The organism is Flavobacterium sp. 83, from assembly GCF_000744835.1.
Classification (GTDB): Bacteria; Bacteroidota; Bacteroidia; order Flavobacteriales; family Flavobacteriaceae; genus Flavobacterium.
Map to the genome: position 1 here is coordinate 1711594 of NZ_JQMS01000001.1, position 19242 is coordinate 1730835.

Consider the following 19242-nt stretch of genomic DNA (forward strand, 5'->3'; position numbering starts at 1 on the left):
AAAACAATTTGATTTCAAAAGCCACTATAGATACTGTTTTCGAAACTGCTCGAGTAGAGGAGGTTATCGGTGATTTTGTACAATTGAAACGAGCAGGGAGTAACTTCAAGGGATTAAGTCCTTTCTCCGAAGAGCGTTCTCCATCATTCATGGTTTCTCCCGCCAAAGGAATTTGGAAAGATTTTAGTTCGGGAAAAGGCGGCAATTCTGTAGCTTTCTTGATGGAACACGAAAAATTCACTTATCCGGAAGCCATTCGCTATTTAGCCAAAAAATACAATATTGAAATCGAAGAAACAGAACAAACGGATGAGGAAAAAGCCAATACCGATGTTCGAGAAAGTATGTATTTGGTTTCTGAGTTTGCAAAAAACTATTTTCATAATACCCTTTTTAATTCTGAAGAAGGAAAAGCAATTGGGTATTCCTATTTTAAAGAAAGAGGATTTACTAATGAGACTATCAAAAAGTTTAGTTTAGGGTATTCACCTGAAAGTTGGGATGCTTTTACCAAAGAAGCATTAGGAAAAGGTTATAAACTAGAGTTTCTGGAAAGTACTGGACTTACAATTCCTAGAGATGATAGGCCTTTCGACCGATTTAAAGGTCGTGTTATGTTTCCTATTGAAAGTATGTCAGGCCGTGTTCTTGGCTTTGGGGGGCGTATTCTTACCAATGATAAAAAAGCGGCAAAATACCTGAATTCTCCAGAAAGTGATATTTACCATAAAAGTAAAGTGCTCTATGGAATTTTTCAGGCTAAACAGTCAATCGCCAAACTGAATAATTGTTATTTAGTCGAGGGGTATACAGATGTAATTCAGTTCAATCAAGCCGGCATTGAAAATGTCGTTGCCTCTTCTGGAACCGCTTTGACTCCAGACCAAATTCGTTTAATCAATAGGTTGACTAAGAATATAACGGTACTTTTTGATGGAGATGCAGCTGGACTTCGTGCTTCTATTCGAGGAATTGATTTAATTCTTGAGGAAGGAATGAATGTGAAAGTCTGCGCTTTTCCTGATGGAGAAGATCCTGACAGTTTTGCCAAAAAAACATCCTATGAGGATTTAGTTTTATATCTCGAAAATAATGCAAAAGATTTTATTCAGTTCAAAGCATCACTTTTGATGAATGAAGCTAAGAATGATCCTATAAAAAAAGCTGATTTAATTCGGGATATCGTACTGAGTATTTCTAAAATTCCGGATAGAATACAGCGAGAGATTTACATCCAGGAATGTTCCAGAATTATGGATATTTCAGAGCAAGTTTTGGTTAGTACTTTAGCGCAATTAGTTCAAAAAGACGTTTCTGAAGTAGGAAAAAAACAAAAACAGGAGCAAAAAGCTTTTGAAGTTGTAAAGAATGAAAATCCCGTTGAAGCTGAAAAAGTAGATGTTCTCTATCGGTTAGAAAGAAAAATAATCGAGATTCTTTTGTTGTATGGTAATAAAACGGAAGAGTTTGAAGATAGTTTTTTGAAAACCAATGAGGATGGTGAAATAGTAACGGTAACCGAAAAAAAAGAGTATAAAGTATATCAGAGAGTGTATTTGAGTTTACAAGAAGATGAGGTTGAATTAGCCAATCCATTGTTTAGAGATATATTCAATGACTTGATAAACTTCTATCATCAGAATGAGAATTTTAGTTTAGAGCAGTATTTAATGCGTCTGCAGGTAGATTTTGCCCAGGAAGTAACTGATATTTTGATGGAAGACGAACGAGTTATCATGCACAATTGGGAAGGCCAAAATATTTTTCCTAAATCTAAAAATGATACAATAGTCCAAAATGTTTCCGAGACTATTTTAACGCTGCGTTGGTATTTAGTAGGCAGAATCATCGATGAATTAAAAAGCTCTGTATTATCGGAAGTAAATTCAGATAATACAGAGCCTATGTCAATGATTATGGATTATAATATGCTAATCCATTCGTTTTCAAAAAAATTAGGAAGAGTAATGTCTAGATATTACTAAACAATTTCTAATGTTTTTGCTTTGTTTACTAAATCTACTAAATTGGTAACATTTAGTTTTGTTAGTAGCCTTAATTTGTAAGTACTAATTGTCTTTTCGTTTAGTTTTAGAATTTCGGCTATTTCATGATTCTTTTTTCCGTCACTTAAATAGCGTAGTACTTCTACCTCACGGTTAGAAAGCTTGCGATATAGTCGCTCACTTTTGCTTTGTTTTGCAATTAATGCCAAGTTTTTCTTAACGGTTTCATTCATGATTATCTTTCCTTGATGTACTTTGATAATTGAAATCCCTAAAGTTTCTAATTTTTCCTTTTTGTGGATAAATCCTGAAACCCCCGCTTTTATAGCATTTGGTGCATAAATTTGTTCAGAAAGACCACTGAATATAATAATTTTTGTTTTTGGAAAGTTTTTCAAAATCGATTTTACTTCGAAAATACTTGAAAGTCCCTCTAATTCCAAATCCAATATTAATACATCAATCTCTTTGGTAAGCAGTATATCTCGTACCATCAAAAAATTGCCAACATTGGCAACTATTGATATTTCGGCATGTTCTTTAAAGTAAGATTTTACTCCAAAATGCACTACGGGATAATTGTCGGCTAAACATACTTTAATCATGGTATTTAATTTTATTTAAGTGTTGTTTATGTTTTGGAAAGTAAATTTAATAAAAAAATTCTGTAATTAATTGGAAATCAATATAAAATATGATTTTTTTTTGTTAATTTGGTATTAAACAAACTGGTATCGCATTCATTTTGTGTTTGTTGGTAGTATTTAATCGTTTATAAATTTCAAAAACTACCTTTTCTCTACCAGTAAAATCATTTGCTGATTTCCCTGTTTCATCCTGATTCATTGCCCATTCCAGTTCGTCATAGCTAGCTCCCAGTTGATCCTCATCAGTTCTTTCGTCACCAAATAATCCATCAGATGGAGATGCTTTTAAAATGGAATCAGGAACTTCTAAGTAAGCACCTAAGCTATAAACTTCAGATTTTAATAAATCAGCAATAGGACTTAAATCTACCCCTCCATCACCATATTTTGTATAGAAACCTACTCCAAAATCTTCTACTTTATTTCCTGTTCCAGCAACTAATAACCCATAAATACCAGCAAAATAGTATAATGTTGTCATTCGTAAACGGGCACGGGTATTGGCTAATGATAAGTGAAGTTTTTGTGTGTCAACGTCAGTTGGAACTATTGTTTTAAAATCTTCAAAAACTGAAGTTAAATCTGCTTCAACGCTTGTTACATTTGGGAATCTGTTTTTTAATTGTTCAATGTGTTCACGTCCACGAGTTACATGACTGTGTGGTTGGTGGATTGGCATTTCAACACATAAAACTTGTAATCCGGTTTGTGCGCATAATGTTGAGGTGACTGCTGAATCTACTCCTCCTGAAATCCCTATTACAAATCCGTTAACTTTTGCATTTTCTGCATAGGTTTTTAACCAATTTACTATGTGAGTATTCACTTTTTCAACTTGGATTGTACTTTTTTTAGTCATAATAGTTTACGTTTTAAAAAGCAGGAATGTATATTTGCAAAATCAATTAGTTGCGCATTGGTTTCCTTTGTTATTAGGAAACAAATTTAATTAATAAATATGAAAAAAAATCTATTTTTTGTAGTCTTTTGTCTCTTTTTTTTGTCCTGCGAAAAAAAAAATAAAACAGAAATTGCTGTAGAGAAAATTCCATTGCAATTAAAAGTAGAACGCTTTGACAAAATATTTTTTGAAACTTCTCCAAAAGATTTAGATAAAGTTAAGGCAGCCTTTCCTTTCTTTTTTCCTGTAAATAGTGACAACAGTGTTTGGTTGCATAAAATGCAGGATCCAATCTGGAGAGAATTATATACTGAAGTTGAAAAAAAGTATGCAAATTTTGATCCTGAAAGAGTAGAGTTGGAGTCTCTATTTAAACATATTAAGTATTATTTCCCTCGAACTAAAACCCCTAAAGTTATTACTGTAATCTCTGAAATGGATTATAATAATAAGGCTATTTATGCAGATAGTTTAGTAATTATTTCACTTGAATTGTATTTAGGAAAAAAACATAAATTTTATCAATTCCCCAATTATATAAAGCAAAATTTTGAGCAAAGACAGATTTTACCCGATGTGGTTTCAAGTTTTTCATCTCGTAAAATTGCTCCTGTCACGGATAAAAAAATGTTAAGTCAAATGATTTATTTTGGAAAACAATTGTATTTAAAAGACTTACTTTTGCCAAATTATACAGATGCAGAAAAAATGGGATATACTCCTGAACAAATAAAATGGTGTGAGGAAAATGAAGGGTATATTTGGCGATATTTTATCGAAAAAGAAATGCTATATAGTGACGATCAAAAGTTAATACCTCGATTTATAAATCCAGCTCCATTTTCTAAGTTTTATCTCGAAATTGATAATGAATCGCCAGGACAAGTAGGCGCCTGGATAGGATGGCAAATCGTTCGCTCCTATATGAAAAATAATGAAGTCCCTATTGCAGACTTATTAAAAACAGATGCAAAAGAAATATTTGTGAAATCAAAATACAAACCCAAAAAGTAATGTCAGATACAAACACCTCAGAAATTAAGTTTCTAATAGAATTAGATGAGAACCGTGTTCCCGAAAAATTAATGTGGTCCGCAAAAGACGGTGGAGTAGAACAAGAAGAAGCGAAAGCTATTATGTTGTCTATTTGGGACAGTAAAGTAAAAGAAACGATGCGAATCGACTTATGGACAAAAGATATGCCGGTAGATGAAATGAAGATTTTCTTTCATCAAACTTTGGTTGCAATGTCTGAAACTTTTAAACGTGCTACTGACGATGAAAAAATGGCGGACACGATGAAAGATTTCTGCGATTATTTTGCAGAAAAATTGGAACTAACAAAATAAATACCGTTTTGTTCCAAAAAAAATCCCAAAACTTTTTTGAAGTTTTGGGATTTTTTGTTTTTAAAAATGTGCCTATTAATATTTTCTAAAACTGATTATTGTTTTTGAAAACTTCTTGGTTCACTTCATCAATATAAGAAAGTAATTCTTCTTTTCCTGTAGATTCAGTAGCTGATGTAACAAAATAATGAGGCATTTCGGCCCAGTTATTAGCAAACATTTTCTTTTTGTACGCTGCAATATGAGAATCAATTTTTACTTTACTGATCTTATCTGCTTTAGTGAAAACGATACAAAAAGGAATTTCGCTTTCGCCCATGTATGACATGAATTCAATGTCTATAGTTTGAGCTTCATGACGGATGTCAATTAAAACAAAAGCACAAACGAGTTGTTCTCTGGTTTCGAAATAATCAGTAATAAATTCCTGAAAAACAGATTTTGTTTTTTTAGAAACTTTGGCATAGCCGTAACCAGGTAAATCGACTAAAAACCAATTGCTATTAATTAAAAAATGATTTATTAACTGCGTTTTTCCAGGTCTTCCGGATGTTTTAGCTAGCTTTTTATGGTTTGTTAGCATGTTGATCAAGGATGATTTTCCAACATTTGATCGGCCTATAAAAGCATATTCTGGCAAAAAATCTTTGGGACATTTGGCTACATCAGAGTTGCTGATAACAAATTCGGCTGTATTAATTTTCATTTCTTTTGGGTGTAAAATTCTTCTTTAAGATCAGTGTATTGCTAAATGGGTATGCGTTAGCCAATCCTCTAATAAACGATTAAACTCATCCGGATGTTCCATCATGGCGGCATGCCCGCATTTGTCTATCCAATATAAAGTAGAATTAGGCAGCAGTTTGTGAAACTCCTCTGCAACATCTGGCGGTGTAACTTTGTCATTTTTTCCCCAAATAATACACGTTTGCACATGCATTTTTGGTAAATCTTTTGCCATATTATGACGAATAGCGCTTTTTGCAATCGTTAGTGTTTTGATTAATTTTATTCTGTCGTTTACAGATTCGTAGACTTCATCAATAAGTTCTTTGGTAGCAACTTTTGGGTCATAAAATACATCTTCTGCTTTTTTCTTAATATATTCATAGTCACCTCTTTTTGGATAGCTATCACCCATGGCGCTTTCGTAAAGTCCTGAACTTCCTGTTATTACAAGTCCTGATACTTTTTCAGGATACATTTTAGTATGGTATAAAGCAATGTGACCACCTAATGAATTTCCTAAAAGGATTACTCTTTCAAGCCCTTTAAATGTGATAAAATCTTTTACGTATTTCGCAAAACTTTTTACGTTTGTTTTTAAGATATTCTGTGTGTATATAGGTAAATCTGGAATGATTATTTTATATCCTTTATTAGAAAAGTAGCTTGCTACAGCATCAAAGTTGCTCAGTCCTCCCATAAGACCATGTAAGATGACAATTGGTGTACCTTCGCCAGCTTCATAATAGCTGTATCTGCCTTCTTTTTTATAGTATTTTTCCATGTTTTTGAATCTGGATTTTCAATTTTGACAAATATAGGATTTAATAAATAAAAATGAATTTTTACAACAATTTTTAATTATTAAATTCTGTTCACAAATATATAAATAGGGATTTTTTTTCATTTAATTATCCGAATTTTTATGATTATACTGTTTTTATTCCTATTGATTTTAAAGGATGTTTCATGCTCTTTTGATCTTGCCTTTTTTTTAACATTGCCTTTCTTCTAAATAAAATAAAATAACCTAACGCTCTGATTCTCCAAAAATTAAGGGTTTTTGCTCGAAAGTGGTTAAACTTATTAACAAAGTGGTATATAGTGGTAAAATGTGGTAATATTTTTTATATTTTTGCTCAACATCTTTTAAACTTTTTACTTGGATACAATTATAGGAACATATGAGTGTAAAGTTGATGCTAAAGGAAGGCTGCTGTTACCTGCGCCTTTAAAAAAGCAATTAGCTTCTTCTCTTCAAAACGGTTTTGTTTTGAAGCGTTCCGTATTTCAGCCTTGTCTGGAATTGTATCCTATGGAAGAGTGGAACTTGATGATGCAGAAAATTAATAAACTGAATCGGTTTGTAAAGAAAAACAATGACTTCATTCGCAGGTTTACGGCAGGAGTTAAGGTGGTCGAAATCGATGCTTTAGGGCGATTATTAGTGCCAAAAGATTTAGTGATTTTTGCAAGTATTGCTAAGGAAGTTGTGTTTTCATCGGCAGTGAATATTGTTGAGATTTGGGATAAAGATTTATACGAAAAATCAATAAATGGTGAAGATGTTGATTTTGCAGATTTGGCAGAAGAAGTAATGGGAAATATAAATGACGACGACAATGGAATATCATAATCCGGTTTTGCTTCAGGCATCAGTAGATGGTTTAAATATTAAGCCAGATGGCATTTATGTAGATGTGACTTTTGGTGGTGGAGGCCATTCAAAAGAAATTTTGAAAAGACTGGGGCCAAACGGAAAGCTGTTTGCTTTCGATCAGGATGAAGATGCTTTAGCAAACGCATTACCGGATGAAAGATTTACGCTTATCAATGAAAATTTTCGTTTTATAAAGCGGTTTTTACGTTTTTATGGTGTGAAAAGTGTTGATGGAATTTTAGCGGATTTAGGGGTTTCTTCACATCAATTTGATGTTCCTGAAAGGGGTTTTTCTACACGTTTTGATGCCGGTTTAGATATGAGGATGAGTCAAAAAAATGATTTGAATGCATATCGAGTTGTAAATGAGTTTGATGAAGCGAATTTAAGAAGGGTGTTTTTGGATTATGGAGAATTGAAAAATGCACCGGTTTTGGCACGAACAATTATTGAAGCCAGAGAAGAGCAGCCAATCAAGACAACAGATGAATTGAAACAAGTTTTGGCTCGATATTTACCGGAAAGAGTTAGAAATAAAATATTGGCTCAAATCTATCAGGCCATCCGAATTGAAGTGAATCAGGAAATGGATGTTTTGAAAGAATTCTTGGAGCAATCCTTAGAGATATTAAATCCAGGCGGCAGATTAAGCGTGATTTCATACCATTCTTTAGAAGATAGATTAGTGAAAAGATTTGTGAAAAATGGAATGTTTGAAGGAGAGCCAGAACGTGATTTTTTCGGTAATTTTTCAGTTCCATTTAAAACTATCGGAAAATTAATTGTTCCGGATAACGCTGAAATAAAAGAAAATAATAGAGCAAGAAGTGCCAAATTAAGAATAGCTGAAAAGATATAATTAGTTATGAAAAACGGAGTTTACAGCTTATTAAAAGCTAGATTTCTTATAGATGATGATGCTGTTAAAAACTGGCGATTCATTGTTTTTGTAATTATTTTGGCAATTGTTATGATTGCTAATACGCAACGATTTGAGCAAAAAGTATTTAAGATTGCCGATTTGACAAATCAGGTTAAAGAATTACGTTCAGAATTTGTTGACAGACGTTCAGAATTAATGAAATTGAAAATGGAATCGACTGTTTCTGAAAAAATGGTAGAAAAACAAATTTTCCCGTCAACAGTTCCTCCAGTTAAAATCAAAGTTAAAAAAGAAGAAGAGAAAAGCTTTTTCAAAAAAATATGGCAATAGAAGATAAATACATATCGTACAGAATTTATCTGGTTGCATTCGCCATCTTTTTGATGGCCATTGCGATTGCTGTAAAATTGACAAATATTCAATGGGTCGAGGGAGATTATTATAGAAAATTAGCCAAAGAAAGAACCGTTAGAAATTTTGTGATTCCTGCTAATAAAGGGAATATTTACTCGGCTGATGGAAGTCTTTTAGCAACTTCTATTCCTAATTATGAAATTCGATTTGATGCCGTGGCTCCAAAACCGGAAGCATTCGATAAAAATGTTAAGTCATTGTCAGATTCATTGGCTTTAGTTTTAGGAAAGTCATCGGATTTTTTTCAAAATGAATTAAGAAAAGCCAGAGCGAACAAAAACAGGTATTATTTAGTTGCCCGTAATTTAAGTTATACACAGTATTTTAAAATAAAAGGGTTTCCATTATTTAATTTGGGTGCTTACAAAGGTGGAATTATAATCGAACAAGAAACCGTAAGGGAGCATCCAATAGGGAAAATTGCCGAACGAACTGTTGGTTATGAGAGAACTTCTCATGGTGCATCACTTGATGGAAAAGGAATTGAATGGGCTTTTAGAAAATATCTTAATGGGAAAGACGGGAAAATTTTAAAGCAAAAAATCGCAAAAGGACAATGGAAGCCAATACGCGATATCAATGAAGTTGATCCACAAGATGGATATGATGTGATATCAACAATAGATGTTTATATTCAGGATATAGCGCATCATGCTTTGTTAAAACAATTAGAATTATATCAAGCAGATCATGGTTGTGTTGTGGTTATGGAAACAAGTACAGGTCATGTGAAAGCAATTTCAAATTTGGGAAGAGCTACTGACGGAACGTATTTCGAAACAACTAATTATGCTGTAGCCGAATCTCATGAGCCGGGTTCTACCTATAAATTAGCCGATTTAATGGCGCTTCTTGAAGACAAAAAGGTAGATACTAGTGCCGTTTATGACAGTAATGGCGGAGTCGTTATTTACTCTGGAAGAAAAGTGAGAGATTCACATGAAGGCGGTTACGGAAAAATTTCTTTAGCAAGAGGTTTTGAATTTTCGTCGAATACGGTCATGGTTCAAGCCGTTTACAATAGTTATAAAAATGAGCCTTCAAAATTTGTAAGTCACCTTAATAATTTTGGTTTAAATAGACCTCTTGGACTTTCTATTAAAGGAGAAGGCCGTCCTTATGTTCCGCAGCCAAGTGATAAAAATTGGTCAAATATTTCGCTTCCTTGGATGGCTTTTGGATATGGAGTTTCTATTACGCCAATGCAAACGTTAGCCTTTTATAATGCTGTAGCTAATAATGGGGTAATGGTTAAGCCGCAGTTTGTTTCTGAAATCAAGGAATGGAATAAAACAATTAAAAAATACGATAAAGAAGTTTTGAATCCTAAAATATGTTCGCAAGAAACTATTTTGAAATTGAAAGCAATCTTACTGAATGTGGTTAAAAAAGGGACAGGTTCCAAGCTTTATTCTAAAGATTTTTCTATGGCAGGAAAAACGGGAACTGCTCAAGTGAATTACGCAAAAGATGGTGGTTCAGGTAAATATTATGCTTCTTCATTTGTGGGTTATTTTCCAGCGGATCATCCTAAATATTCTTGTATAGTTGTGGTGCATAAGCCAAGCACTGCGTTAAATAATTATTACGGCGCTGATGTGGCTGGTCCAGTTTTTAAACGTATTGCGCAAAAGATTTTTACTGATGCACCTTCTACTAATGAGATTAAAAATTTAGACAGAAAAATACAAAAACAAGAGCGTAATTACGAATCGTATTATGTCAAGTCACAAAAGAAAGAGCAGTTGATTCCTAATGTAAAAGGAATGTCAGGAATGGATGCTGTAGCCTTATTGGAAAATTTGGGAATAAAAGTAAAAGCAATTGGAGTAGGAAAAGTAAAAAAACAATCGCTCCAGGCGGGACAAAACATAGTTAAAAACACAACAATTTTATTAGAATTATCGTGAAAATCTTAAAAGACATATTGTATAAAGTAGCTATCGAAGCCATAAAAGGTTCGACAGATATTGGTATAAACAAAATGGATTTCGATTCTAGAAAAATCGAAGCAAATGATGTTTTTATTGCTATCCGTGGCTCCATTTCTGATGGTCATGATTTTATTGAAAAAGCAATACAACAAGGAGCTGTAGCGGTGATATGCGATGCATTTCCTGAAAATATTACAAAAGGAATTACCTATGTTCAGGTAAAAGACACGAATTCAGCTTTAGCATTTATGGCTGCAAATTATTTTGGAGATCCTTCTCAAACTTTGAAGTTGGTGGGAATTACGGGGACCAACGGTAAAACTACAATAGCTTCTTTGTTATATCAATTATTTAATAAAGCAGGTTTTAAAGTAGGATTACTTTCAACGGTAAAAATTTTGGTAGACGAAGTAGAATATAAAGCGACACACACAACGCCAGATTCAATTACAATAAATCATTATCTTAAAGAAATGGTGGAGAACGGTGTTGAATATTGTTTTATGGAAGTGAGTTCTCATGGAATTCATCAAAAAAGAACGGAAGCATTACATTTTGTTGGTGGTGTTTTTACCAATTTGTCTCACGACCATTTGGATTACCATCCAACATTTGCAGAGTACAGGGATGTTAAAAAATCGTTTTTCGATAATTTACCTAAAACAGCATTTGCATTGTCCAATATTGACGATAAAAATGGGCAAGTGATGCTGCAAAATACAGCAGCCAAAAAACTGACATATGCCTTAAAAACCTATGCTGATTATAAGGCTCAAATCCTGGAAAATCAATTGTCAGGTTTGTTGTTGAAAATAAATGACAATGAAGTTTGGGTAAAATTGATAGGAACATTTAATGCGTATAATTTATTGGCAATTTATGGAACTGCAGTTGAATTAGGGATGGAAAGTTTGGAAGTGCTTCGATTGTTATCTGATTTAGAAAGTGTTTCAGGACGTTTTCAATTTATTGTTTCCGCTTCAAATATTACAGCGATTGTGGATTATGCGCATACGCCGGATGCTTTAGAAAATGTGCTAAAAACAATCAATGATATTCGTACTAAAAACGAACAATTGATAACTGTAGTAGGTTGTGGTGGTAATAGAGATAAGGCAAAACGCCCAATTATGGCTGGAATTGCATCGGAGTGGAGTGATAAAGCAATTTTTACTTCAGACAATCCAAGAAATGAAGATCCAGAAGTTATTATTACAGAAATGGAGCAAGGAGTGGCACCTCAAAATTATAAAAAAACATTGACTATAACTGATAGAAAGCAGGCTATAAAAACTGCTTGTCAATTAGCTAAACCCAATGATATTATTTTAATTGCTGGAAAAGGACATGAGACCTACCAGGAAATAAATGGGGTTCGTTATGATTTTGACGACATGAACATAGTTAAAGAAATATTAGAACAACTGGGAAAATAAAAGTTTAACCGGTTAACTGTTTATTTGTTTAAGTGAATATCCAAATAACCAATTAATCGATTAACCGAATAACCAAAAAAAGATTCACCAAATAAACAAAGATATATGCTATACTATTTATTTGAATATTTAGACAAAACATTAGACGTTCCTGGAACAGGCGTTTTTCAGTACATAACTTTTAGATCCGCGTTGGCATTTATGCTTTCGTTGCTGTTATCTACAATTTATGGTAAAAGAGTAATCCGTTTTTTACAACGACAACAAGTAGGAGAAACGGTTCGTGAACTTGGTTTAGCAGGTCAAAATGAAAAAGCAGGAACTCCTACAATGGGAGGTTTAATTATCATATTTGCCACTTTGATTCCAGTTTTTCTTTTTTCAAAACTGCATAATATTTATATTGTTTTATTGATTGTTACCACACTTTGGATGGGAACTATCGGATTTATAGATGATTATATCAAGATTTTCAAAAAAGATAAAGAAGGTTTAAAAGGAATTTTTAAAGTTGTTGGACAAGTAGGTCTGGGTTTAATAGTTGGGACTGTTCTTTATTTTAGTCCGGCAGTGACAGTACGTACGGATACAGCAAAGTCTGATATTTTTAGAGTAGCAACAGAAACGGTTATTACGCCTGCTCCAATTGAAGAAAAATCTACGGCAACTACGATTCCTTTCTTTAAAAATAACGAATTTGATTATGCTGAATTATTAGCTTGGACGGGAGAAGGATATGAAAAATGGGCATGGTTAATATTTATTCCAGTTGTTATTTTTATTATTACTGCAGTTTCTAATGGTGCTAATTTAACAGATGGTATTGATGGATTGGCTGCAGGAACTTCCGCTATTTCAGTCCTCGCATTAGGAATATTTACGTTCGTTTCTGGAAATATTATTTTCTCTAATTACTTGAATATAATGTACATCCCTAATTCGGGTGAAATGACTGTTTTTATTGCAGCTTTTGTGGGATCATTGATTGGGTTTCTTTGGTATAATTCCTACCCGGCATCGGTTTTTATGGGAGATACAGGAAGTTTGACTATTGGGGGAATTATTGCAGTTCTGGCAATTGCTGTTCGAAAAGAAATGTTGATTCCATTATTATGCGGAATTTTTCTTGTCGAAAATCTATCAGTTGTTTTGCAAGTAAGTTATTTTAAATATACCAAAAAACGTTTTGGCGAAGGCCGAAGAATATTCCTGATGTCGCCTTTGCATCATCATTATCAGAAGAAAGGTTATCATGAAAGTAAGATAGTAACCCGTTTTTGGATTGTTGCTATAATGCTGGCTATATTATCAATTGTTACTTTAAAATTAAGATAATTATGAGGCTAGTAATTTTAGGTGGAGGAGAAAGCGGAGTTGGTACCGCTATTCTGGGTAAGAAAAAAGGATATGATGTTTTTGTTTCTGATTTTGGAAAGATAAAAGGAAATTATAAAGAAGTTCTTATCATTAATGAAATTGCATGGGAAGAACAGAAACACACGGAAGATTTGATTCTGAATGCTGATGTGGTGATGAAAAGCCCAGGAATTCCAGATAAATCCCCAATTGTAAAAAAACTTCTGGCGAAAGGAATTCCTGTATTATCAGAAATTGAATTTGCGGCTCCTTTTACAGAAGCTACTATAATTGGAATCACCGGAAGCAATGGCAAGACTACAACTACGATGTTAACTCATCATCTGTTGAAATCAGCAGGATTAAATGTAGGATTAGGAGGGAATATTGGAAAGAGTTTCGCCTGGCAGGTAGCAGATAATAAATATGATTCTTATGTGTTGGAGTTAAGTAGTTTTCAATTGGATGGAATTACAAATTTTAAACCGCAAATTGCTATTATTACGAATATTAGTCCAGATCATTTAGATCGATATGATTATAAATATGAAAATTACATTGATTCAAAATTCAGGATTACTATGAATCAAACCGAGGAAGATTACCTCATTTATGATGCTGACGATGAAGCCATTGCAGAATGGTTTAAAACACACACAACAAAAGCTAAATTAATTCCTTTTTCATTGACAAAAACTTTCAGCGAAGGAGCTTATATAAAAAACAATAAAATGGAAATTTCAATTAATCAAGAAGAATTTACGATGGATACAGAGCATATTGCCTTAGAAGGAAAACATAACATGAAAAACGCAATGGCAGCAACCTCTGTGGCAAAATTGATGCAAATAAGAAAATCTACTATTCGTGAAAGTTTGTCTAATTTTCAGGGAGTAGAACATCGTCTTGAAAAAGTATTGAAAATTCAGAACGTTCAATATATTAATGATTCAAAAGCGACTAATGTAAACGCTACTTTTTTTGCTTTAGATAGCATGAATACGCCTACGGTTTGGATTGTGGGAGGTGTAGATAAAGGAAATGATTACAATGAATTGATGTCGTTAGTTCGTGAAAAAGTGAAGGCTATTATCTGCCTTGGTGTTGATAATAAAAAAATAATTGATGTTTTTGGGAGTGTAGTTGATATGATGATTGAAGTAGATAATATGAATGATGCAGTGAGAATGGCGCAACGATTAGCAGAAAAAGGAGATACAGTATTGCTATCGCCTGCTTGTGCGAGTTTCGATTTATTCGAAAACTATGAAGACAGAGGAAATCAGTTTAAGCAAGCCGTTAAGAATTTATAAAAAAAAGTTTTATTTATTTTGATTTTGAGACTCCCCAATCTCAAGCATCAAAATAAATAAAACTTTAAACAAATAGTAAAATGAAACAACTAATAAACAATTTAAAAGGAGATAAAGGAATTTGGTCATTTGTGGCCTTATTAGCCTTGTTTTCATTTATGCCTGTTTTTAGTGCGAGTAGTAACTTGGCTTATATTGGTCATGGAACAGGAAATACATTAGGTTATCTGGTAAAGCATTTAGCACATATTGCCTGTGGTTTTACGATTATTTATTACGTTCATAAAATTCCCTATCATTATTTTCGTTCTATTTCTAAATGGTTATTGCCTGTAGTATGGGTAGTTTTAGCCATTACAATGATAAAAGGAACGGTGATTGGCGGGGCCAATGCTAGTAGATGGCTTCAAATTCCGTTTGTAGGGATTTCGTTTCAGCCTTCGGCTTTTGCTGCTTTGGTTCTGTTTATTTTTGTGGCGCGCTATTTGTCAAAAACAAGAGAGAAAGCTATTGATTTTGTAGAATCATTAAAAGAGCTTTGGTTGCCGGTTTTTATAACGCTGATGTTTATTTTGCCAGCTAATTTCTCTACAACTGCTCTTATTTTTTCTATGATTATAATGCTTGCCTTTATTGGTAAATATCCTTTAAAATATATAGGAATTATTATAGGTACTGGAGTACTATTTTTAGCTTTTTTTATTTTGCTTTCAAAGGCTTTTCCTGAAGCAAAATTTTTTAACCGAGTGAAAACTTGGGAAAGCCGTATCGAAAACTTCTCAACGGATAAACCCGATGAAGATGATTATCAAATAGAAAAAGCTAAAATTGCTATTGCTTCGGGACAATTATATGGATTAGGTCCTGGTAAAAGTGTTCAAAAGAATTTCTTACCACAATCGTCTTCCGATTTTATTTACGCCATTATTGTTGAGGAATACGGACTTTTAGGAGGTTTGGGAGTTCTTGCGTTGTATTTATTATTGTTGTTTCGATTTGTAATTGCTTCACATAAAGCCAATACATTGTTTGGAAAATTAGTGGTGATTGGATTAGGTTTTCCCATGATATTTCAGGCGATGATTAATATGGCAGTTGCTGTAGAATTATTACCGGTGACCGGACAAACATTGCCATTGATAAGTAGCGGTGGAAGTTCCATCTGGATGACTTGTTTTGCACTTGGGATTATCATTAGTGTAACTAAAAAGGAGGAAGAGATCGCTCAGGAATTAAAAGACGCGGCTAAAAGAGAAGAAGCACTTCAGAAACTAATCGATAGAGAATTAGAAGAGGAAGTTGTGACAGAAGGAGATTATTCTATTGAGGATAAAGCTACGAATCCAATGAATGCAGTTTTAAATAAGTAATTCGGTTTTCAGAGAAAAAGTAAAGTATAAAAACTTAGGAACTCAGTAACTTTAATAAAAATGAAACAGTATAAATTCATATTAAGCGGTGGCGGAACAGGCGGACATATTTATCCGGCAATTGCAATTGCCAATGAATTAAAATCTCGTTTTCCTAATGCAGAAATTCTTTTTGTAGGTGCCAATAATAAAATGGAAATGCAAAAAGTGCCTCAAGCAGGATACAAAATCAAAGGACTTTGGATTGCAGGATTACAAAGAAGACTAACAATCGATAATGCTCTTTTTCCAATTAAATTGCTTTCAAGTTTATTAAAATCCAGAACTATAATAAAACAGTTCAAACCGGATGTTGTTATTGGAACTGGAGGTTTTGCGAGCGGACCTTTATTGCAGGTAGCGGGAATTGCGGGTATTCCAACAGTAATTCAAGAGCAAAATTCCTATCCTGGAATCACCAATAAATTATTGAGTAAAAAAGCAAGCAAAATTTGTGTTGCTTACGAAAATCTAGAGCGATTTTTTCCAAAAGAAAAAATGATTTTGACTGGAAATCCTGTGCGTCAGGATTTAATTGATATCGAAAGTAAAAGAAAAGAAGCTATTCAGTATTTTAATTTAGATTCCAAAAAGAAAACATTATTAATTCTTGGAGGAAGTCTGGGAGCAAGAAGAGTCAACCAATTAATCGAGAAAGAATTAGGAAATATTCTTTCTCAAAATGTCCAGGTTATTTGGCAATGCGGAAAATTATATTTAGAAGATTATAAAAAATACAACAAAGAAAATGTTCAGGTTGTCGCTTTTATTGAAAGAATGGATTTAGTTTATGCTGCGGCTGATATTATTATTTCTCGAGCAGGAGCGTCGTCAGTTTCAGAATTATGTATTGTTGGGAAACCAGTAATTTTTATTCCATCTCCTAATGTTGCCGAAGACCATCAAACTAAAAATGCACAAGCGATTGTAAATAAAAAAGGAGCATTAATGCTAAAAGAATCAGAGCTTGATTCACAATTTGGTCTTGTTTTTGAAGCCTTGTTGAAGGATCAGGGAAAACAAAACCAACTGAGCGAAAATGTAAAGCAATTGGCTATGCCGGAAGCGACAAAACAAATTGTTGATGAAATTGTAAAGTTGATTAAATAGTAAAGAAAAAAGATAATAAAGCAAAGCTTAATAATATGAACTTAAATCAAATACATAACGTCTATTTTATAGGAATTGGAGGTATCGGGATGAGTAATCTGGCGCGTTATTTCAAGAATTTGGGAAAACAAGTTACGGGATACGATAAAACACCTTCGGCTCTTACTACTGAGTTAATCGAAAGTGGAATTCCAATTCATTTTGAAGATAGTATAGATTTAATTCCGTCAGATTTTTATGTTGAAAACACTTTGGTGATTATTACACCAGCAGTTCCCAAAGCACATTCTGAATGGAATTATTTTTTGGAAAGAGATTTTCAGGTCAAAAAAAGAGCAGAGGTTTTAGGGATAATCACAAAAGATACTTTTTGTTTTGCAGTCGCTGGAACACATGGGAAAACAACTACTTCAAGTATTTTAGGGCATATTTTGTATGAAAGTGGTGCTGATGTTACTGCTTTTATTGGCGGAATTGTAGAAAATTATAATTCCAATTTAATAGGAAACGGCAAAACAGTAACTGTTGTAGAAGCTGATGAATTTGATCGTTCCTTCTTGCATTTGCATCCTAATATTGCTTGTATTACATCAATGGATGCGGACCATTTGGATATTTATGGAACCAGTGAAGCGATAGAAGAATCTTTTATTGAATTTGCTTCTAAAGTTGAAGATAAGAGCAAGCTTTTTATAACCAAAGAATTACCATTAGAAGGTATCACTTGTGCCGTAAATGAAGAGGCTGTTTTCAAAGCTTTTAATGTTAGAATAGGAAATGGAAGTTATGTTTTTGATGTACAAACCCCTACTGAAGTTATAAAGGATTTGCATTTTGGATTACCAGGAAAACATAATTTAATGAATGCATTAATGGCTATTGCAATGGCAAATATATTCGGCACCCCAACCGATGCCATTGCAAGTGCCATTAAATCATTTAAAGGAATAAAAAGAAGGTTTTCGTATCAAATAAAAACAGATGAATTAGTTTATATTGATGATTATGCACATCATCCAACGGAGATAAATGCAGTTCATCAGGCAGTTAGAGAATTGTATCCAAACCAAAAAGTTTTGGCAATTTTTCAACCGCATTTGTTTAGTAGAACAAAAGATTTTGCTGATGATTTTGCCAAAAGTTTATCTGCTTTTGATGAAGTTGTTTTGCTGGATATTTATCCGGCCCGTGAATTGCCTATGCAAGGTATAAATTCACAATGGTTAATGGATAAAATGACTAATAATCATAAAAAAATTGTCGCTAAAAATGATTTAATTTCAACAATTTTAGCAAGTGATGCAACTGTTATTGTAACTATTGGAGCTGGTGATATTGGAGAATTAGTGCCATCCATTAAAAAAGCGATAAATGAAACTCTTTAATTGGACAAATATTCGATTAGTACTAATGTTTATAGTAGTGATTTTTCTGTTTTCGTTTACGTCAAATCGAAATAAAAATAGAAAATTAACTAAATCAGTAGTTGTTTTTGTTGGAGAAAACGCACCTTTTGTTAAACAGGAAACGGTTAATAAATTGTTAATAGAAAATAGTAGAGATGTATCAAGCATTCAAAAAGTTAATTTAGATTTGAATAAGCTGGAAAGAACTCTAGATGCACAAGAAATGATTGAAAAATCAGATGTGTTTGTGAGTATTGATGGTGTGTTGAAAGCAGTCGTAAAACAAAAGACTCCTATAGCTAGAGTTTTTGACGGGGGCGGTTCTTTTTATATTGATTACAAAGGGAATAGAATGCCATTGTCAACTAATTTTACAGCGAGAGTTCCACTTGTGTCCGGGGGGATAAATAAAAATAATAACGAAGAATTGGCCGACTTATTTCGTGCAATTTATGACGATGCGTTTTTGAAAAAAAACATCATTGGAATTCAAATTATGCCAAATGGTAGCTTAAAAATGCTCAATAGAAATTTTGATTATCAAATCGATTTTGGTAGAATGATAAATGTGGAGCGAAAATTTAAGAATTATAAAGCTTTTTTTCAAAAAGCGGTTTTAGATAGTTCGTTGTATAAATATAAAAAGATTGATCTCCGATTTACGGAACAAGTAGTTTGCACTAAATAATAGA

The 19242-nt window shown here is 33.1% G+C and carries 18 protein-coding genes; 14 read left to right on the forward strand and 4 right to left on the reverse strand.

Translation table 11 applies throughout. The features are described from left to right. Positions 1-8: 8 nt before the first annotated feature. Positions 9-1985 carry a DNA primase gene (gene dnaG / locus T410_RS07535; protein ID WP_035670131.1) on the forward strand — a complete coding sequence of 659 codons (1977 nt, stop codon included), beginning with the start codon at positions 9-11 and terminating at the stop codon, positions 1983-1985. On the opposite strand, the gene T410_RS07540 is transcribed toward dnaG, so the two are convergent. Beyond that, complete coding sequence (locus T410_RS07540; RefSeq protein WP_035670132.1) at positions 1982-2611, reverse strand: response regulator transcription factor; 630 nt, start codon at positions 2609-2611, stop codon at positions 1982-1984. The genes dnaG and T410_RS07540 overlap by 4 nt on opposite strands. Before the next feature lie 103 nt (positions 2612-2714). Further along, positions 2715-3512 (reverse strand): NAD(+) synthase, encoded by a 798-nt coding sequence (gene nadE / locus T410_RS07545; protein WP_035670133.1) that lies wholly within the window; start codon positions 3510-3512, stop codon positions 2715-2717. Positions 3513-3611: 99 nt separating this feature from the next. Between nadE and gldB the strand changes: the two genes are divergently transcribed. Together gldB and gldC are read left to right on the forward strand one after the other, a co-directional pair. Further along, positions 3612-4568 carry a gliding motility lipoprotein GldB gene (gene gldB, locus T410_RS07550; RefSeq protein ID WP_035670136.1) on the forward strand — a complete coding sequence of 319 codons (957 nt, stop codon included), beginning with the start codon at positions 3612-3614 and terminating at the stop codon, positions 4566-4568. Further along, positions 4568-4903: a gliding motility protein GldC gene (gene gldC, locus T410_RS07555; protein WP_035670139.1), complete on the forward strand. Its 336-nt coding sequence runs from the start codon at positions 4568-4570 to the stop codon at positions 4901-4903. The genes gldB and gldC overlap by 1 nt, the downstream gene beginning before the upstream one ends. An 85-nt stretch (positions 4904-4988) precedes the next feature. Here gldC and yihA read toward each other — a convergent pair whose 3' ends face one another. Both yihA and T410_RS07565 read right to left on the reverse strand, forming a co-directional pair. Continuing rightward, positions 4989-5609 carry a ribosome biogenesis GTP-binding protein YihA/YsxC gene (gene yihA / locus T410_RS07560; protein WP_035670142.1) on the reverse strand — a complete coding sequence of 207 codons (621 nt, stop codon included), beginning with the start codon at positions 5607-5609 and terminating at the stop codon, positions 4989-4991. 30 nt (positions 5610-5639) lie between these two features. Continuing rightward, on the reverse strand, positions 5640-6413 hold the full coding sequence (locus T410_RS07565; RefSeq protein WP_035670144.1) for an alpha/beta fold hydrolase: 774 nt from the start codon (positions 6411-6413) through the stop codon (positions 5640-5642). 378 nt (positions 6414-6791) lie between these two features. On the opposite strand from T410_RS07565, the gene mraZ reads away from it, so the two are divergent. The 11 genes from mraZ (at position 6792) to T410_RS07620 (ending at position 19238) form a co-directional block, all read left to right on the forward strand. Beyond that, entirely contained in the window at positions 6792-7265 is a 474-nt protein-coding gene (gene mraZ, locus T410_RS07570) for a division/cell wall cluster transcriptional repressor MraZ (RefSeq protein WP_035670146.1), read from the forward strand. Continuing rightward, positions 7240-8148 carry a 16S rRNA (cytosine(1402)-N(4))-methyltransferase RsmH gene (rsmH, locus tag T410_RS07575; RefSeq protein WP_193743731.1) on the forward strand — a complete coding sequence of 303 codons (909 nt, stop codon included), beginning with the start codon at positions 7240-7242 and terminating at the stop codon, positions 8146-8148. The genes mraZ and rsmH overlap by 26 nt, the downstream gene beginning before the upstream one ends. 6 nt (positions 8149-8154) lie before the next feature. Continuing rightward, on the forward strand, positions 8155-8502 hold the full coding sequence (locus T410_RS07580; RefSeq protein ID WP_035670148.1) for an FtsL-like putative cell division protein: 348 nt from the start codon (positions 8155-8157) through the stop codon (positions 8500-8502). Then, positions 8493-10496 carry a penicillin-binding protein gene (locus T410_RS07585; RefSeq protein WP_035670150.1) on the forward strand — a complete coding sequence of 668 codons (2004 nt, stop codon included), beginning with the start codon at positions 8493-8495 and terminating at the stop codon, positions 10494-10496. The genes T410_RS07580 and T410_RS07585 overlap by 10 nt, the downstream gene beginning before the upstream one ends. Next, positions 10493-11956: a UDP-N-acetylmuramoyl-L-alanyl-D-glutamate--2,6-diaminopimelate ligase gene (locus T410_RS07590; RefSeq protein ID WP_035670153.1), complete on the forward strand. Its 1464-nt coding sequence runs from the start codon at positions 10493-10495 to the stop codon at positions 11954-11956. The genes T410_RS07585 and T410_RS07590 overlap by 4 nt, the downstream gene beginning before the upstream one ends. 105 nt (positions 11957-12061) lie before the next feature. After that, positions 12062-13291 (forward strand): phospho-N-acetylmuramoyl-pentapeptide-transferase, encoded by a 1230-nt coding sequence (gene mraY, locus T410_RS07595; RefSeq protein ID WP_035670155.1) that lies wholly within the window; start codon positions 12062-12064, stop codon positions 13289-13291. A gap of 2 nt (positions 13292-13293) precedes the next feature. Beyond that, complete coding sequence (gene murD / locus T410_RS07600) at positions 13294-14625, forward strand: UDP-N-acetylmuramoyl-L-alanine--D-glutamate ligase (RefSeq protein WP_035670158.1); 1332 nt, start codon at positions 13294-13296, stop codon at positions 14623-14625. A gap of 80 nt (positions 14626-14705) precedes the next feature. After that, positions 14706-15995, forward strand: a complete 1290-nt coding sequence (locus T410_RS07605; protein ID WP_035670160.1) for an FtsW/RodA/SpoVE family cell cycle protein — start codon at positions 14706-14708, stop codon at positions 15993-15995. Between the two features lie 60 nt (positions 15996-16055). After that, the gene (gene murG, locus T410_RS07610; protein WP_035670162.1) at positions 16056-17144 is read left to right on the forward strand and encodes an undecaprenyldiphospho-muramoylpentapeptide beta-N-acetylglucosaminyltransferase; all 1089 of its coding nucleotides are present in this window, start codon (positions 16056-16058) and stop codon (positions 17142-17144) included. 35 nt (positions 17145-17179) lie between these two features. Beyond that, positions 17180-18529 carry a UDP-N-acetylmuramate--L-alanine ligase gene (murC, locus tag T410_RS07615; RefSeq protein WP_035670165.1) on the forward strand — a complete coding sequence of 450 codons (1350 nt, stop codon included), beginning with the start codon at positions 17180-17182 and terminating at the stop codon, positions 18527-18529. Then, the gene (locus T410_RS07620; RefSeq protein ID WP_035670168.1) at positions 18516-19238 is read left to right on the forward strand and encodes a cell division protein FtsQ/DivIB; all 723 of its coding nucleotides are present in this window, start codon (positions 18516-18518) and stop codon (positions 19236-19238) included. Before murC ends, T410_RS07620 begins: the two co-directional genes overlap by 14 nt. The last annotated feature ends 4 nt before the right edge of the window (positions 19239-19242 follow it).

Coding starts and splice junctions, on each gene's coding strand:
- T410_RS07540 (WP_035670132.1), bottom strand. CDS start 2,611: ATGATTAAAGTATGTTTAGCCGACAATTATCCCGTAGTGCATTTTGGA.
- murC (WP_035670165.1), top strand. CDS start 17,180: ATGAACTTAAATCAAATACATAACGTCTATTTTATAGGAATTGGAGGT.
- T410_RS07605 (WP_035670160.1), top strand. CDS start 14,706: ATGAAACAACTAATAAACAATTTAAAAGGAGATAAAGGAATTTGGTCA.
- T410_RS07585 (WP_035670150.1), top strand. CDS start 8,493: ATGGCAATAGAAGATAAATACATATCGTACAGAATTTATCTGGTTGCA.
- murG (WP_035670162.1), top strand. CDS start 16,056: ATGAAACAGTATAAATTCATATTAAGCGGTGGCGGAACAGGCGGACAT.
- murD (WP_035670158.1), top strand. CDS start 13,294: ATGAGGCTAGTAATTTTAGGTGGAGGAGAAAGCGGAGTTGGTACCGCT.
- mraY (WP_035670155.1), top strand. CDS start 12,062: ATGCTATACTATTTATTTGAATATTTAGACAAAACATTAGACGTTCCT.
- T410_RS07620 (WP_035670168.1), top strand. CDS start 18,516: ATGAAACTCTTTAATTGGACAAATATTCGATTAGTACTAATGTTTATA.
- gldC (WP_035670139.1), top strand. CDS start 4,568: ATGTCAGATACAAACACCTCAGAAATTAAGTTTCTAATAGAATTAGAT.
- rsmH (WP_193743731.1), top strand. CDS start 7,240: ATGACGACGACAATGGAATATCATAATCCGGTTTTGCTTCAGGCATCA.
- yihA (WP_035670142.1), bottom strand. CDS start 5,609: ATGAAAATTAATACAGCCGAATTTGTTATCAGCAACTCTGATGTAGCC.
- nadE (WP_035670133.1), bottom strand. CDS start 3,512: ATGACTAAAAAAAGTACAATCCAAGTTGAAAAAGTGAATACTCACATA.
- T410_RS07565 (WP_035670144.1), bottom strand. CDS start 6,413: ATGGAAAAATACTATAAAAAAGAAGGCAGATACAGCTATTATGAAGCT.
- T410_RS07580 (WP_035670148.1), top strand. CDS start 8,155: ATGAAAAACGGAGTTTACAGCTTATTAAAAGCTAGATTTCTTATAGAT.
- gldB (WP_035670136.1), top strand. CDS start 3,612: ATGAAAAAAAATCTATTTTTTGTAGTCTTTTGTCTCTTTTTTTTGTCC.